At 34.9% G+C, this 16,048-nt stretch carries 18 protein-coding genes and 1 tRNA gene; 8 read left to right on the top strand and 11 right to left on the bottom strand.

All coding sequences use genetic code 11. The features are described 5' to 3' along the window. The 3 genes from CXF59_RS04495 to CXF59_RS04505 form a co-directional block, all read right to left on the bottom strand. Nucleotides 1-899 (bottom strand): hypothetical protein (locus CXF59_RS04495; RefSeq protein ID WP_157824518.1); only part of this gene is annotated, 899 nt, incomplete at its 3' end. Between the two features lie 279 nt (nucleotides 900-1,178). After that, nucleotides 1,179-1,430 (bottom strand): hypothetical protein, encoded by a 252-nt coding sequence (locus tag CXF59_RS04500; RefSeq protein WP_198554632.1) that lies wholly within the window; start codon nucleotides 1,428-1,430, stop codon nucleotides 1,179-1,181. Nucleotides 1,431-2,119: 689 nt separating this feature from the next. After that, a tRNA-Met gene (locus CXF59_RS04505) sits at nucleotides 2,120-2,193 on the bottom strand. Between the two features lie 153 nt (nucleotides 2,194-2,346). Between CXF59_RS04505 and CXF59_RS04510 the strand changes: the two genes are divergently transcribed. Further along, nucleotides 2,347-2,739 (top strand): START-like domain-containing protein, encoded by a 393-nt coding sequence (locus tag CXF59_RS04510; RefSeq protein WP_101136537.1) that lies wholly within the window; start codon nucleotides 2,347-2,349, stop codon nucleotides 2,737-2,739. 55 nt (nucleotides 2,740-2,794) lie between these two features. Continuing rightward, on the top strand, nucleotides 2,795-3,634 hold the full coding sequence (locus tag CXF59_RS04515; RefSeq protein WP_101136539.1) for an aminotransferase class IV: 840 nt from the start codon (nucleotides 2,795-2,797) through the stop codon (nucleotides 3,632-3,634). On the opposite strand, the gene CXF59_RS04520 is transcribed toward CXF59_RS04515, so the two are convergent. The 5 genes from CXF59_RS04520 to CXF59_RS04540 all read right to left on the bottom strand — a co-directional run bounded on the left by CXF59_RS04520 (nucleotide 3,631) and on the right by CXF59_RS04540 (nucleotide 8,221). After that, the gene (locus CXF59_RS04520; RefSeq protein WP_101136541.1) at nucleotides 3,631-4,191 is read right to left on the bottom strand and encodes a YqgE/AlgH family protein; all 561 of its coding nucleotides are present in this window, start codon (nucleotides 4,189-4,191) and stop codon (nucleotides 3,631-3,633) included. The two genes, CXF59_RS04515 and CXF59_RS04520, sit on opposite strands and share 4 nt — an antisense overlap. Before the next feature lie 125 nt (nucleotides 4,192-4,316). Next, entirely contained in the window at nucleotides 4,317-4,589 is a 273-nt protein-coding gene (locus CXF59_RS04525; RefSeq protein ID WP_007136308.1) for an HU family DNA-binding protein, read from the bottom strand. A 178-nt stretch (nucleotides 4,590-4,767) separates the two neighbouring features. After that, nucleotides 4,768-5,715: a methionyl-tRNA formyltransferase gene (fmt, locus tag CXF59_RS04530; RefSeq protein ID WP_101136543.1), complete on the bottom strand. Its 948-nt coding sequence runs from the start codon at nucleotides 5,713-5,715 to the stop codon at nucleotides 4,768-4,770. Continuing rightward, nucleotides 5,715-7,610: an ATP-dependent DNA helicase RecQ gene (locus CXF59_RS04535; RefSeq protein ID WP_101136545.1), complete on the bottom strand. Its 1,896-nt coding sequence runs from the start codon at nucleotides 7,608-7,610 to the stop codon at nucleotides 5,715-5,717. Before CXF59_RS04535 ends, fmt begins: the two co-directional genes overlap by 1 nt. Before the next feature lie 71 nt (nucleotides 7,611-7,681). After that, nucleotides 7,682-8,221: an AAA family ATPase gene (locus tag CXF59_RS04540; RefSeq protein WP_101136764.1), complete on the bottom strand. Its 540-nt coding sequence runs from the start codon at nucleotides 8,219-8,221 to the stop codon at nucleotides 7,682-7,684. A gap of 153 nt (nucleotides 8,222-8,374) precedes the next feature. On the opposite strand from CXF59_RS04540, the gene CXF59_RS04545 reads away from it, so the two are divergent. The 4 genes from CXF59_RS04545 (at nucleotide 8,375) to CXF59_RS04560 (ending at nucleotide 11,766) form a co-directional block, all read left to right on the top strand. Next, complete coding sequence (locus CXF59_RS04545) at nucleotides 8,375-8,659, top strand: DUF493 family protein (protein ID WP_101136546.1); 285 nt, start codon at nucleotides 8,375-8,377, stop codon at nucleotides 8,657-8,659. A gap of 92 nt (nucleotides 8,660-8,751) precedes the next feature. Next, the gene (locus CXF59_RS04550; protein ID WP_101136548.1) at nucleotides 8,752-9,462 is read left to right on the top strand and encodes a DUF4290 domain-containing protein; all 711 of its coding nucleotides are present in this window, start codon (nucleotides 8,752-8,754) and stop codon (nucleotides 9,460-9,462) included. A 102-nt stretch (nucleotides 9,463-9,564) separates the two neighbouring features. Next, nucleotides 9,565-10,878, top strand: a complete 1,314-nt coding sequence (gene murA / locus CXF59_RS04555) for a UDP-N-acetylglucosamine 1-carboxyvinyltransferase (RefSeq protein WP_101136550.1) — start codon at nucleotides 9,565-9,567, stop codon at nucleotides 10,876-10,878. Nucleotides 10,879-10,896: 18 nt separating this feature from the next. Further along, the gene (locus CXF59_RS04560) at nucleotides 10,897-11,766 is read left to right on the top strand and encodes a cation diffusion facilitator family transporter (RefSeq protein WP_101136552.1); all 870 of its coding nucleotides are present in this window, start codon (nucleotides 10,897-10,899) and stop codon (nucleotides 11,764-11,766) included. An 86-nt stretch (nucleotides 11,767-11,852) separates the two neighbouring features. Here CXF59_RS04560 and aroQ read toward each other — a convergent pair whose 3' ends face one another. Then, entirely contained in the window at nucleotides 11,853-12,269 is a 417-nt protein-coding gene (gene aroQ / locus CXF59_RS04565) for a type II 3-dehydroquinate dehydratase (protein ID WP_101136554.1), read from the bottom strand. 75 nt (nucleotides 12,270-12,344) lie between these two features. Further along, nucleotides 12,345-12,887 (bottom strand): porin family protein, encoded by a 543-nt coding sequence (locus CXF59_RS04570; protein ID WP_101136556.1) that lies wholly within the window; start codon nucleotides 12,885-12,887, stop codon nucleotides 12,345-12,347. 297 nt (nucleotides 12,888-13,184) lie between these two features. Here CXF59_RS04570 and CXF59_RS14875 point away from each other — a divergent pair, with 297 nt between their 5' ends. Further along, complete coding sequence (locus CXF59_RS14875; RefSeq protein ID WP_157824519.1) at nucleotides 13,185-13,355, top strand: hypothetical protein; 171 nt, start codon at nucleotides 13,185-13,187, stop codon at nucleotides 13,353-13,355. 94 nt (nucleotides 13,356-13,449) lie between these two features. After that, the gene (gene xerD / locus CXF59_RS04575) at nucleotides 13,450-14,352 is read left to right on the top strand and encodes a site-specific tyrosine recombinase XerD (RefSeq protein ID WP_101136558.1); all 903 of its coding nucleotides are present in this window, start codon (nucleotides 13,450-13,452) and stop codon (nucleotides 14,350-14,352) included. Nucleotides 14,353-14,479: 127 nt separating this feature from the next. On the opposite strand, the gene rny is transcribed toward xerD, so the two are convergent. After that, nucleotides 14,480-16,042 (bottom strand): ribonuclease Y, encoded by a 1,563-nt coding sequence (gene rny / locus CXF59_RS04580; RefSeq protein WP_101136559.1) that lies wholly within the window; start codon nucleotides 16,040-16,042, stop codon nucleotides 14,480-14,482. Nucleotides 16,043-16,048 lie beyond the last annotated feature (6 nt).

Genomic DNA, 16,048 nt, shown 5'->3' on the forward strand with positions numbered 1-16,048 from the left:
GGACAATTTATTGTTGGAGGCGTTGCATCATCTGTAACTGTAATATTTCTTGTTGCAATATTAGTAATAGTTCCTTTTGTTATTTCTAATGACAAAAGATATTGACCGGCAATAGGTGAAAAAGAGGCCGTTGTCTGATCGTCGCTAGTCGCTAGATTACCACTAGCGGGGGAAAAGGTGTTTATGGCTACAGCATTTCCATCTACGTCTGTAAGATTCCATTTAAAAACCACGTTGTCAGGTCCTATATAACCGCCTGAAACAGAAGTGCAAGCCTCAATGGTTTGATTTTCTATTGAAGGGTCTGTTATTTCTGCTTTTAGGGTTCCTCCAGCGGTCTCTATCTTTCCAAAAGAATAAGTGTTAGAGCCGCCACCAGTACAAGTTGCATATTTGGTCGAGCCAATGAAAATTTCATCATTGGCGGTACAATTCCCATTTATTTTTCCACCGGAAGAAACACTAATAGCAGCATTAGAATTTGGTAATGTTAATCTAACTTTCCCGCCATTGAAGTTAAGGGTGCCCGTTGATTCTATGGTAATTAAATTTGTAATTAGACTTGTATTGTTTTGGGTTGAAGAACGATCCCCCATTGCGAGAGTGCCAAAAATTATTAATTCCTTAATTTCATTATGAATTGTAAGGGATAACGAAATATTGATAGTCTGTCCGGCAAGAATTGTTACAGTAGGGTAAGGGGATGTCGTACTATTTTCTCCAGGATACCCATCGGATAATATTGCGTCATTCCATGTGCCATTGAAAATTTGCCAAGAAGTATAGGTATTCCATTCAGCAGGTCCACCAGTTTTTGATCGAAAGTCACCAGTTGTTTGACCGAAACTTGAGAGAGAAATTGTAATTAATAATATTAGGTAGTAGTATTTTTGTTTCATAACGGACACTTTTGAATTTAAAAAAGAACCGGTCATCTCTTCAGATAGACTTAAAAAAAATTAAGAAAAAAGGAATAGTATAAATTCTTTTGTAAATCGTTTTTTTCTTTACTTGATGTAGTAAGGTTCATCTGATTGAAAGATAGGTTTTTAATAATATATTTGATTGTTTTATTTTATTTTCTCGATGAAGTGATTTTTTTCTCGATGAACTACTGGATTTAATTAGGTTGATTTCTTAAATGACTGTTTTTTATTTTAAAATTGTGCTCAAAAAAACTAACTTTCAGACAGTTTTTTTATAAAGTATGTCCCGTCCTGAATTAACAATACACAAAACACACCGCCAGGAAAAAGCCTTGAATTTCCATTTGATTCACTTCCATTGCCGCTGCCAGCTTTAGACCCACCTTTTCCGCTGCCTACCCATGCTTCAACTATTACGCTTGTAACTCCGTCAGGAACAGTAAATGGTCTGGATGTTGCAATGGGTTCAGTTGTTTCTGTCATCATATCACAAGCTAGCACCATAAGTAGTAAAAAGTGTATTCATCAATTTTTGGATTTAAAGTAATGTTTTCTCATAATTTTTCAGGCTGAAATTTATTTTACTACGATAGATTTGGGGACACTAAAAGTACTTGCATTTTATTTTTTATTCGATAAAAAGCATATATAATCGATAAAATGCGTAAAATTTTAAAAAAAGTAAGTTAAATAATATAAAAAAACTAGGGTTTTTAGATAAATGTGGATTTTGTGGTTAAATAACAGAAAATATGTACGGCATTTGCAGGAATTTTAATTAGTGACCTGGGAATTATTTAGTCTATTGTTCGAAATTTAATATTATGAAGGAAAAGTCCAGTCAGTAACTATTATAGTTGTCCTTTCGGAATATTTTACCAATGATAAAAAGGTGTTGGGATAGAAAAAAAACAGTTTGAAGTTTTTTAAGGAAACCCTGTATTTCACGGGTTTATCGAGTAATGCAAAAACAAACAAAAATATTCGGGTCACATTCTGGTCAATTGGTATGAGGAAATTTTTATTTATACTGACAAATCTCATTAGTAGTTGAAAAGGAGATATGAAAAATAAGATATTTGATAGAGATTCCTCACTCTAAATCCTCCTTCATAAAAAAAAATTTTTATCATTTGGAAATATAATTCCAATAAAAAACCCTTAAACAATTGTTGTTTAAGGGTTTGTTTTTGTAGCGAGGACGGGATTTGAACCCGTGACCTCAGGGTTATGAATCCTGCGCTCTAACCGACTGAGCTACCTCGCCAAATGTTCTAAGAATAACAATCCCTGAACGCGGGTGCAAAGATAAAAATAATATTAAAGCACGCAAGCATAAATCAAAAAAATAAATAAATTTAAAAATATTTTTTTTTAGGCATTAAATTCTATATATTCGAAAAAAATATAAATGTAGATCATGGATTTAAAAGTACGTTACGAAATAGAGTTCCCCATAAACTCGTCTCCTCAATTGTTATATCAGTATATTTCGACACCGTCTGGATTATCGGAATGGTTTGCAGATAATGTGAATTCTCGAGGTGAATTTTTTACATTTATATGGAATGATTCTGAGGAAAAAGCAAGGCTTGCGTCAAAGAAATCAGGTGAAAAAGTGAAGTTTAAATGGGTGGATAGTGATAACAAAGATACAGAGTATTTTTTTGAATTGCATATTTTAGTCGATGAGCTAACTAAAGATGTTTCTTTAATGGTAGTCGATTTTGCTGAAAAAGATGAAATTGATGAAGCATCACAACTATGGGAAAATCAAATATCGGACCTTAAACATCTAATTGGATCTGTCTAGTAAAATTGTATATTATAACTTATCTTTGCCCTAAACTAAATTTAGGGCTTTTTTTATGATTAATTTTAATGGGACTATGGTATCTGAGGATACCAATATATTGACACAGAATCGTGCTTTTTTATATGGTGATGCCGTTTTTGAGACGGTTAAAATCGTAAACGCTAAAATTCTTTTTTTAGAAGATCATTATTTCAGGTTAATGGCGTCCATGCGTGTCATTAGAATGGAAATTCCTATGAATTTCACTATGGAGTTCCTTGAAGAGCAAATCGTTTCTTTAGCGACTGCTAATGCGTTGTCAAGCTCCTGTCGTGCCAGAATTACTGTTTTCAGGAATGATGGCGGGTATTATTTACCAAAGATTAACACAGTCTCTTTTTTGATTCATACGATAGGTCTAGAAGACATCCTTTATCCATTCAATCAGGCGAAATATGAGGTTGATTTGTTTAAAGATTTTTATGTAACAAAACAATTACTGTCTTCCATAAAAACGACTAACAAAATTCTAAATATTACGGCCAGTATTTTTGCTAGTGAAAATGGATATGACAATTGTTTGTTGTTAAACGATAGTAAGAATGTTGTGGAAGCAATTCAGGGTAATCTTTTCATGCTTACTGGAAATAAATTGATTACTCCTCCGGTCTCTGAGGGCTGTTTAAATGGCGTTATGAGAAAACAGGTTTTGGAATTCGCTAAAAAAATGGACAACTTGGAGGTGGTAGAAGAAGCAATATCCCCGTTTGATCTACAAAAAGCAGACGAATTGTTCATCACAAACGTAATAAAAGGAATACAGCCCATAACTAAATACAGGAAAAAAGAGTTCGATATCGTCGTGGCGAAAGTGTTATTGGAAAAATTAAACGAAGTGGTAAGTGCTACTTAGTTTAGATAGGGGTTTTCCGGTGCGTTAGACCAGATCATGTAGTCGCCGCCTAATTCTAAGATTTGTTCTTTCCAGAAATGTGCAGAGGCCTTACCTATGATTTTGTTTTTATAACTATTAGGAGCAACAATCCATGAATTTGATATCATTTCCAATTCCAATTGGTTTTCTTCCCATCCCGTGTAACCTAAAAAGAAACGGATGTTGTTTTTGTTTATTTTTCCATTATTAATGAGTGCCTTTGTAGATTCAAAATCTCCTCCCCAATAGATACCATTAGAAATTTCTATACTATTTGGTATCAGCTCTGGGATATTGTGGATAAAATAGAGGTTATCTTGCTCGACAGGTCCTCCATTATAGATTTTGAAAGCGGCATTAATTTCAGGGAGTAGATCATTGATGGTATATTTCAATGGTTTATTTATGATAAAACCTACTGATCCTTCCTTATCGTGGTCCGCTAATAAAATTACAGATCTATTGAATGATAGATCTCCGATTATAGAAGGCTCTGCTATAAGTAGTTGTCCTTTTATTAAGTTTTCTGAAATCATAATACTGTGATTTTTTTACTAAATTTAAGAATAAATAAGAGAATTAACCAAATAAAATCGTTTAAAGACAAAAAAAAACCTTCCATCAGGAAGGTTTTTATTATAATAGGTTTTAAAACTTACAATTAGTTTACTGCACCTTCTAATTCTGCACCCGCTTTGAATTTTACAACATTCTTAGCTGCGATTTGAATAGTTTTTCCTGTTTGAGGATTTCTACCGTCTCTTGCTGCTCTTGCTGAAACTGACCAAGATCCGAAACCTACTAGAGATACTCTACCACCTTTTTTCAAAGTTCCACTTACATTTCCTAAAAATGACTCTAAAGCCAATTTTGCAGCTGCTTTTGTGATTCCTGCATCAGCAGCGATAGCATCGATTAATTCTGATTTGTTCATAATAATAGTTATTAATTGTTGGTTATAAATAATTGTTAATACACAAATTTAAGAGGAAATCCCTTCCTTGCAAGTGTTTCGGCTATTTTTAGTTCGTTTTGTTGATAACTTATTTTTTTTGTTCATAAAACCACGGTTATTTGTTGTGCTTTGTAAAGAACACCCTGTTTTACTGAGCTTAGTAGACCTTTGCCTCGGGAGAAAACGAGATTCCATTTAGAAATTCGGGTGTGGTCATCTTCTTTTTGCCGGGAAATTGTAAACTTAGAACCTGAATAAAACCTTTTTCCACTGCAATTTTCATTTCTTTTTTAGTGCAGATCATATTTCCGGTAGCTAAATCATGTTCTTCAAGTACTATTTTAGCATCGTAGATTTTTACATTCCATTCTTCATTTTTATCTAAAAACACACACCAAGCTGCCGGATAGGGACTTAAGCCTCTAATCAGGTTATTAATTTCTACCGCTGATTTTGTCCAATCGATTTTACAGTTTTCCTTGTTAAGTTTGAATGCAGGTTTGATGTCTGACGCGTCTTTCTGAATGGTGGTCGTGACATTTCCTTTTTCTATCAGTTCCAAAGTACTTATAACTGTCTTGCTGCCCAAATGCATTAAGCGGTCGTGCAAATGTCCTGCATTTTCATTTGGATCTATTTCAATTTCTGAACTTAGGATCATCGCACCGGTATCGATCTTGTCATCAATAAAAAAAGTGGTGACTCCCGTTTTCGTTTCTCCATTTATTATTGCCCAGTTTATTGGTGCAGCACCACGATAATTGGGTAGGAGTGACGCGTGAAGGTTAAAAGTACCTAACTCCGGCATTTCCCAAACTACTTTTGGTAACATTCTAAAGGCTACAACAATCTGCAAATTTGCATTTAGAGATTTTAATTCCTCTAAGAAAGATTCCTCTTTAAGGTTTGTAGGCTGTAATAGTCTTAAATTATTTGCTAACGCATATTCTTTTACGGCAGAATATTTTAATTTTTGCCCACGACCGGCAGGTTTATCGGCGGCAGTAATGACTCCGACAACGGTATGGTTGTTTTTGATTATAGTGTCCAAAATGCCGACGGCAAATTCCGGCGTTCCCATAAATACGATTCTTAATTTTTCCATTATAGTTTTAAGGTATATTTATTATTCGATTTTATCAGTATATGTTCCTTTTCTAAGAGTTGCTGAAGTACAAAGATAATATCGTCTGATTTTTTATTAAGTTTATTTTCAATCTCTCGGGAATTTAAATCGGCGATTTGTAATAAGGCCATTATTTCTTTTGAAAGACTGGAGCTATCTGTTTTCTTGTTTTTTTTAGTGATGCAGTAGGAACATATGCCACAATCAATATTTGTTTTTTCACCAAAATAGTGTAAGATCAATTTGCTTTTGCAGACTTTTTGTTCACTAATGTAATGCAATACCGATTGAAGTTGCTCTTTTTTTAGTTGATTTTGGTTTTCTAAATATTTAGAAACTCTGGAGATGGTCCTTTCGTCTTCTCGAATTTCGTTAAAAACCAGTGAGGCATCGTTGTTTTTTGACTGATAATCAACAATGTTTTTTTCTTTTAATTTCTGTAAAACGGCCAGTACTTGAGTTTCAGTATGTTTTGATTTTTTTGCGATTAATGGTAAATTAAAGGCATTTTGTATATCATAAATTCCAGCATATGTTCTAAGGATAGCCAAAATGATTTCCTCGTCGTTGCGATTCAAACTCATGTATCGCATTAGTTCTTTGGAAGGAATAATGAACTGCAATAGGATCTTTTCTGAAAATTCTTGTGAGAGAGTAATTATTCCTTGTCTGTCCAAAAACTGCATCGCATTGTATGTTTTTAGAACAGGGAACTTATATTTTAAACAAAAATTATTCATATTAAAAGAAAACCGTTCATTGATTCCTTCTCCGTATGCAATTTGGAAAAAATTACATAGTTTATTGTACATTTCGTTCAGAAATTTTTTGTCGGGGAGAATATGTATAAACTGATTCTCGGCCTGTTTAATATCGGAGGGATTGGTTAGGAGCACAGCAAATGCTTTTTCCCCGTTTCTGCCAGAGCGACCTGCTTCCTGATAATAATTTTCAAGGTTTTCCGGAAGCTGAATATGAATTACGGTCTTTACATCTGCTTTGTCAATTCCCATTCCAAATGCATTTGTGGCAACAATAACTTGGACCTTATCTTCCATCCAAAGCTGCATGTTTTTGTCCTTCTCCTTAGAGGGTAGTCCGCCATGATAATAGGTGGATTTAAACCCTAAAGATTGCAATTGAGATGAAATTTCGATGCAGGATTTTCTATTTCTGACATAGATTATAGAGGATTGAGGATTTTTCCTTAGAATTTGTTCGATTCGAAAGAGTTTATCCTCGACTTCAAAAACCATATAAGCAATATTTTTCCTTGCAAACGATTTTTCAAAAACCTGCGGTTCTTTTAAGCCTAGTTCGTTGATGATGTCTTCTTTTACCTTTGGCGTCGCGGTTGCGGTTAAGGCTAAAAAGGGAACTTTAGGGAAATGCGTTTTTAAGTTGGAAATTTTCAAATAGGCTGGGCGAAAATCATGCCCCCATTGCGAAACGCAATGTGCCTCGTCGATGGTTATTAAATTTATGGGTAGATTTTTTATTCTATCCATAATCCAGTCTGATTGCAAACGTTCAGGAGATAAATAGAGAAACTTATAATTTCCAAATTGGCAATTATCCAACAGGTCAATCATTTCGTCTGACTTTATTCCGCCTGTTAGTGCGATTGCTTTGATGTTTCGCTTTTGCAAATTGGCAACCTGATCTTTCATTAAGGCTACTAAAGGGGAGACTACTAAGCAAATCCCTTCGTTCATCATCGCCGGAATCTGAAAGCAGACTGATTTTCCTCCTCCGGTTGGCATCAGTGCAAAGGTGTCCTGACCGCTTAAAACGGAATCAATGATTTCATTTTGCAACGATCTAAAGGAATCGTGTTTCCAGTATTTTTTAAGAATTTGTAATGCTTCTGACATCACTTATGAATTTTGATTACAAATTTCGAATTACAAATCAATGATTAGTAGCTCTTGACTACAATAACTAATTACTTAGAAATTTCGTCTAATATAAAAAGAATTCTGTTATCAAGGTTGTCTTTAGGAACTTCTATAAGAGTATAGCCATAGCCTTCGTAGGTTTCTATCAGGTGATTTTGGATCAATTTTGCTTGCTCGTAGTTTTCATAGCGCGCCTCATCACTCACGTAAATTTCTTCCCAAGGGGGGAGAATGAAAATTTTACTGTAGACATGTTCTCGGCAAATAGCGTCAAAAGAGGCAGGGTAACTATCTCCGATGTAGTGCATATAAGCTAAAATATCAGGAATTCCACGGTCAATAAAAACAACGTCATGAGATTCATTCATAGCATCAACGAATTGCTTTTTCCTTCCTTCAAGAAGTAGTTCGCTGAATAACAATGGCTTTTCGAGAAATAATTGCTCGATACCTTGTTTCTTTGCCTCTAGGGTTACTTCTCTGGAAATTTCAGGGTAACAACAAAAACCTTTGGCTAGTAAGCCATCGATAATGGTACTTTTTCCTGTTCCCGGACCGCCGATAATTACTACGATTTCTTTCTGCACTTTTTTGAAATAAGGCGCAAACTTACTCAAACTTATTGGGAATTGAAAAAATGATTGCCATTAAAATAATAGTTTTCGGGAAAAATTCATATTCCATCATTCGTAATTTGCATTTGAAACCGTATATTTGCTATTATTTTTTTAAATATCAAAATGGACAAAAACACCGAAGAATTTTATGCTAGGTTAAAAGTGGAGTTGGATATGAGTAATACCTGGCCTGCTTTATATTTGTTTAAATTTATTGTACCGTCTGTAGAGGATAACGTTGCAAGGGTAGAGCTGGCTTTTGATTGTATGGGAGCCGTTATTAAAACGACAAAATCCAAAACAGGGAAGTTTACCAGTATATCAGTTGATGTTCAGGTCAAGGATTCTCAAGAAATAATTAGTAAATACCTAGAAGTTTCTACTATCAAGGGTATTGTTTCCCTCTAATAAGGAAATAGACTGTTTAAAGCCAACGTAAATACTTGTTTTGTCCGTTCTTTAAATCAGGCTGCAACATAGAATCAAAATTAAATTCACCTATGAATTCAAAATATCAAAAAGAAATCGCGAACGATGTCGTTCATCATTTAGAATATAATGCGGAGAGATCGCATTTGATTATTCCTGAATATGGTCGTCATTTACAAAAACTTATTGAACAGGCAATTGCTATTGAGGATGTTGAAGAGCGAAATAAAGCTGCAAAGTACATCATTCAAGTAATGGGTAGTTTAAATCCCCATCTGCGTGACGTTTTGGACTTTCAACATAAATTATGGGACCAACTTTTTATCATGTCCGATTTTAAATTGGATGTAGACTCACCATACCCAATACCTTCGCGCGAAGTGTTACAGCTGAGACCGGACGTTTTAGAGTACCCTCAGAATTTTCCAAAATACAGGTATTATGGTAATAACATTAAGTACATGATTGATGTTGCCAATAAGTGGGATGAGGGTGACATGAAAAATGCGCTCGTTAAAGTGATTGCAAATCACATGAAAAAGTCCTATTTAAGTTGGAACAAAGACACTGTTAAAGATGACGTGATTTTTGAGCATTTATACGAACTTTCGGATGGTAAATTAAACTTGACTCAAGGTACGGAGGAACTTATCAGTACGACGGATTTGTTGCGAACAAACAAACGAATATCCAATAAAATTTTGCCGGCCGGGCAACCGAAAATACAAAGCAATAAAAACGTAAAAACCGGCAAATCAAAAACGTATACAAAAAATAAATAATAATTAGAAATAGTGATGTCTTTAGAGGATACGGATTGTGGATTAATTTTCTACTGTCATCGTATTTTTTTAAATGAATTACATAAATAGTACTACAATCATATGGGAATTTTCAAAATAGAAGGAGGTATTCGTTTAAAAGGAGAAATCACTCCGCAAGGTGCGAAAAACGAGGCGTTACAAATTTTATGTGCTGTTCTTTTAACTACTGAAAAAGTAATAATTAACAACATTCCTGATATTATTGATATCAATAAGTTGATTACACTTTTAGGGAATTTAGGTGTAAAAATTCAAAAAAACGGTCCTGGATCCTATACTTTTCAGGCAGATGATGTCAATATAGGCTATTTAGAAACGGAAGCTTTTAAGAAAGAAGGTGGTTCATTGCGTGGTTCTATTATGATTGTCGGGCCGCTTTTAGCCCGCTTCGGTAAAGGGTATATTCCGAAACCTGGTGGTGATAAAATTGGAAGAAGAAGATTAGATACACACTTTGAAGGGTTTATTAACTTAGGTGCGAAATTCCGTTATAACAGAGAAGACCATTTTTATGGAGTGGAAGCTCCAAAAGGATTGACAGGAGCTGATATGTTGTTGGATGAAGCGTCTGTAACCGGAACGGCTAACATTGTTATGGCTGCTGTTTTAGCAAAAGGAAAAACAACGGTTTATAATGCTGCTTGTGAGCCTTATTTGCAACAATTGTGTAAGATGTTGAACAGTATGGGTGCCAAAATCACCGGAGTGGGGTCAAACTTGTTGGTAATCGAAGGAGTCAAAAGTCTTAGTGGATGCGAACACCGGATTTTACCTGATATGATTGAAATTGGTAGTTGGATTGGACTGGCAGCGATGACCAGAAGTGAAATTACAATCAAAGATGTCAGTTGGGATAACTTAGGTGTCATTCCAAGTACATTTAGAAAAATTGGTATTACATTCGAGCGTAGGGGAGATGATATTTATATTCCAGCTCATGAGGATGGGTACGAAATTAAAACAGATATTGACGGTTCGATTCTTACCGTTGCAGATGCTCCGTGGCCAGGGTTTACCCCTGATTTATTGAGTATCGTTTTGGTTGTGGCAACGCAAGCCAAAGGGGACGTTTTGATACACCAAAAAATGTTTGAAAGCCGATTGTTCTTCGTTGATAAATTGATTGATATGGGTGCGAAAATAATGTTATGTGACCCACACAGAGCGGTAGTTATGGGACATGATTTTCAGTCACAATTGAAAGCGACGACTATGTCTTCACCTGATATTCGTGCGGGTATTTCTTTGTTGATTGCAGCGCTTTCGGCTAAAGGAACAAGTACCATACAAAACATTGAGCAAATTGATCGTGGTTATGAAAGAATTGATGAACGATTAAGAGCTATTGGAGCGAATATTGTTCGTGTTGAATAAAAAACGTAACAACAAGTAATGACGAATGAACAAACTGCTATAAAAGCAACTTATTTTAGTATCATTGGAAATACCTGCTTAGCCCTTATTAAAGGGATGGCAGGTTTTTTTGGCAATTCATATGCCTTGATTGCCGATGCGATTGAGTCCACCACAGATATTTTCGCGTCCTTTTTAGTATTGTTCGGTATCAAATATTCTAATAGACCAGCGGATAAAAACCATCCCTACGGACACGGTCGCGCAGAGCCTTTAATCACGTTTATAGTGGTTGGTTTTTTAATCACTTCAGCTACCATTATTGCTTATGAGAGTATTTCAAATATTCAAACAGCACATGATTTACCTAAACCCTGGACACTTCTAGTTCTGGGAGCAATAATTATATGGAAAGAATATTCTTTTCGCTTAGTTATAAGAAGGAGTTTGGAAACCAATAGTTCGTCATTAAAAGCGGATGCTTGGCATCATAGGAGTGATGCAATTACTTCTGTCGCAGCATTCATAGGAATTTCTGTCGCTCTACTATTAGGAAAAGGATATGAGTCTGCGGATGATTGGGCGGCACTTTTTGCTTCGGGATTTATTCTGTTCAATGCGTATCTTATTTTTAGGCCTGCACTTGGTGAAATAATGGATGAACATGTATATGATGGATTAATTGAAAATATAAGAGAAGTGTCGCATCAAGTGGAAGGAATTATTGATACTGAAAAATGTTTCATCAGAAAAGCAGGTATGAAATATCACGTAGACCTTCATGCAATTGTGAATGCGACTATTACCGTAAAGGAAGGGCACGATTTAGCGCATAAACTAAAGGATAGGTTACAAAAGGAGCTCCCTGAATTGGGACATGTGTTGATACATGTGGAGCCTCATAAGTAGCATTGAAAATAGAAAAATATATTAAAAAAGGAGTCAGATTAAATAATCTAACTCCTTTTTTATTTGCTATAATTTCTAGGTAGCAATTATTTTATAAACGATACTAAAGCTAATTCGTAGCTTTGTAACCCAAACCCTAATATAACTCCTTTGGCATTTCCTGAAATATAAGATTGATGTCTGAAACTTTCACGTGAGTAGGTATTTGAAATATGCACTTCAATAACGGGAGTGGTGATTGCTTTAATGGCGTCCCCAATAGCAATCGAAGTATGTGTATAGGCACCAGCGTTTAAAATGATTCCATCAGTAGAAAATCCCAGTGCCTGAATTTTATCAATTAGTTCCCCTTCGATGTTACTTTGAAAATAAGAAATTTCAATTTCAGGATATTTATCTCTAATAATAGAAAAGTAATTTTCAAAGGTTTGATTTCCATAAACTTCGGGTTCTCTTATACCCAGTAAATTCAAGTTAGGTCCATTGATAATGCAAATTTTCATATTTGATATTTTTGTAAAAATAAAAAAACCGTTCCAATTAAAGAGCGGTTTTAATAAAATTAGTTTTTTATTCTTTTAGAATAAGAATCCGGCGGAAACTTGAACTACTGAGTTTTTAGTTTGAGCATTTGTTGAAACATCGGTTAATCCTAAACTGTAACGACCTTCGATAAAGAAACTCTTTGTGATTTTAAGTCCTAATCCTGCATTTGCCGCAAAATCAAACGTATTGGCGTCTTTGACATCAAAATTATTTCTTTCACTTAATAAAAAGGAAGCCTGTGGACCAAGTTCAAGGCTGACTGCTCTATTCAAATAAATTTTTGCCATGACGGGAATAGCTAAATATCCCAATTCATTTCTAAATTCTTCGACGGCATTTTTGTAGGTAGCCCCTTGTGTAGAGTACAATAATTCAGGTTGGATAGAGAAACTGTCCACCAGCTTTATTTCGGCAACTAGGCCTGCATGATAACTTGTTATAGCATCAAATTGCATATCTGAACCTGAATAATTGGAGTAATTTAACCCCCCTTTAATTCCAAATTTAACTAATTGTGCCTGAACGGAGGTAGACATAGCTAATAAAACTACGGCAGCCAAAATTGTTTTTTTCATAAAATTGTATTTAATAATAGTTTCTAATTTGAAGCTGCAATTGATAACACTTTAATAGTGTAAATATTGCGTTTCACTTTTCTTATTTTTTTGTATTGTTATAACCCTTTCGATTAATCAAATACTGCGCCGTAAATTAAGAGTCAGGCTTTATGTCGGTTGTGAAAAGGCAATAGGAGCAACGGATAGATACGAATTATGTAGGGTCAAAACATTTTTTTTTATGTTGTAAATTTTAAATCATTGATAATTAGTCAAAGTAGTTAGTAAAAAAAATATTATTTTGACAATCTTATTTTGTCTGCTATAAATTTAAGATACGATAAGCTAAATAAAACTTTACAGACATTGGTGATTTTTCTTTTGGGACTTGTGGGTGTTCAAGAAAAAGCAGATCTGTCTTTTGTAGTTAAAGTGGGTTTAAATAGTATGGACATCAGAAAAGTTGATGGTTCAAAAACAGGGTAGGGTGTCAACATTTTAATTTGTAGAAAAAAAATATTTTTAAAGTAGCGCTTTTAGCTTGGTTTTTTTATGTCTAAAAAAGGCTTTACTTTGTAAGATGAATTGGAGTTCATATATCAAAAGTTATCAGTCCTATTTAAAAATCGAGCGAGGTTTGTCAAAGAATACGATAGAAAATTATTCTTTCGATATCGAACGGCTGTGCTTATTTCTTAGTGAAAATAAAATTGATATTTCGCCACTTAAGATCGAGGAAGAAATAATTCAACAATTTATATATGCAGTGTCAAGTCAGGTTAATCCACGCTCTCAAGCGCGGATTATATCAGGTCTTAAAAGCTTCTTCGGTTATTTGATTTTTGAAGATTTTCGACTCGACAACCCTTTAGAGCTGATTGAATCACCCAAAACGGGTCGAAAGTTACCTGATACGTTATCCATTGATGAAATTGATTTGTTGATCAAGGCAATTGACTTGACTTCAAATGAAGGGGAGCGCAATCGCGCGATGTTAGAAACCCTTTACGGTTGCGGACTCCGAGTTTCAGAATTGGTATCTTTAAAAATTTCCGATTTGTTCTTTGAGGAGGGATTTATTAAAGTCACAGGGAAAGGAAATAAGCAACGTTTTGTGCCTATCGGCATAGTAGCTCAAAAATACATCCAGATCTATAAAAGCACCATTAGAATTCATCTGAACGTAAAGAAAGAGCATGGTGATGTTTTATTTTTGAATAGGAGAGGAAGCCAACTCACAAGAGCGATGGTTTTTACGATCATCAAAGATTTAGCGGTTAAAATAGAGTTGCATAAAAAGATTAGTCCACATACCTTTCGTCATTCTTTTGCGACACATCTTCTTCAAAATGGTGCAGACTTGCGTTCCATTCAATTGATGCTAGGACATGAATCGATTACTACAACAGAGATCTATTTACACTTGGATCGGAAGTTTTTAACAGAAGTGATTAATACTTTTCATCCTCGAAAGAGTTCTTGATTGTCTATAGAAAAATGCAGTATCGAAATACGGAATATTTACAGCAATAAAAAAAAAAGACCTATTGAATCATAATTCGATAGGTCTTTTTCTTTATTCCCCTCCTTCGGAGGGGCTAGGGGAAGCATTATTTAGCAATATTAACTGCTCGTGTTTCTCTAATTACTGTTACTTTCACTTGACCTGGATACGTCATCTCTGTTTGAATTTTTTGTGAAATTTCAAAAGACAGAGTGGCTGCATTGTCATCAGACACTTTTTCGCTTTCTACAATAACTCTTAGTTCTCTACCAGCTTGAATCGCATAAGCGTTTTTAACACCAGTGAATCCGTAAGCTACTTCTTCTAAGTCTTTCAGACGTTGGATATAAGAATCTAATACTTGTCTTCTTGCACCCGGTCTAGCGCCTGAAATGGCATCACAAACCTGAATTATTGGCGACAATAAGGATTTCATTTCTATCTCATCATGGTGAGCTCCGATAGCATTACATACTTCTTCTTTTTCACCATATTTTTCAGCCCATTGCATACCTAATAAAGCGTGAGGTAAATCGCTTTCTGCATCTGGTACTTTACCGATATCATGCAATAAACCAGCTCTTTTGGCTAATTTTACATTCAGTCCTAGTTCAGCTGCCATGATTCCACAAAGTTTAGAAACTTCACGGGAGTGTTGCAATAAATTTTGTCCGTAAGAAGAACGGTATTTCATACGTCCCACTACTTTTATTAATTCAGGGTGTAATCCATGAATTCCTAAATCGATAACAGTACGTTTTCCAACTTCTATAATTTCATCGTCAATTTGCTTAGCTGTTTTTGCAACAACCTCTTCAATACGGGCAGGGTGAATACGACCGTCCGTTACCAGTTTATGTAGAGCCAAACGTGCGATTTCTCTGCGTACTGGATCAAAACAAGAAAGAATAATAGCTTCCGGTGTATCGTCTACAATGATTTCCACTCCCGTTGCTGCTTCGAGTGCTCTAATGTTTCGCCCTTCACGACCAATAATCCTACCTTTAACATCATCAGATTCTATGTTGAATACAGATACACAGTTTTCTACCGCTTCTTCTGTTCCAACTCTTTGAATGGTGTTGATAATGATTTTTTTAGCTTCTTGTTGTGCCGTTAGCTTAGCCTCTTCAATTGTATCTTGAATATGAGACATCGCTTTTGTCTTCGCTTCTGCTTTCAAACCTTCTACTAATTGCTCTTTAGCATCTTCTGCAGATAAGCCGGAAATTACTTCAAGTTGTTGTAATTGGCTTTTGTGCAATTTATCGACCTCTATTTGTCTTTTGTCTAGAACCTCAATTTTAGAGGTGTATTCAGTCGTTTTTGCTTCAAAATCGTCATTGACTTTCTTAACCTTGGATAATTCGTTAGAAACCTGAGATTCCTTGTCTCTGATTCTTTTTTCAACTTCAGCTACTTTCTTGTCTCTACCCAGAATTACTTGTTCGTGTTCTGATTTAAGTTCAATAAATTTCTCTTTTGCCTGAAGGATTTTATCTTTCTTTATGTTCTCAGCTTCAAGGTTGGCATCTTTTAAGATTGATGAAGCTTCTTTTTTTGCGTTTTTAATAAGATTAGAAATATTGCTTTTTTCTATAATTTTAGCGATTCCAAAACCCGCTGCAATACCTATAATTCCTGAAATAACGATCGTTAATATGTCCATGTTTGT

The sequence above is a fragment of the Flavobacterium sp. ALD4 genome (assembly GCF_002836475.1).
In the GTDB taxonomy this organism is placed as follows: domain Bacteria; phylum Bacteroidota; class Bacteroidia; order Flavobacteriales; family Flavobacteriaceae; genus Flavobacterium.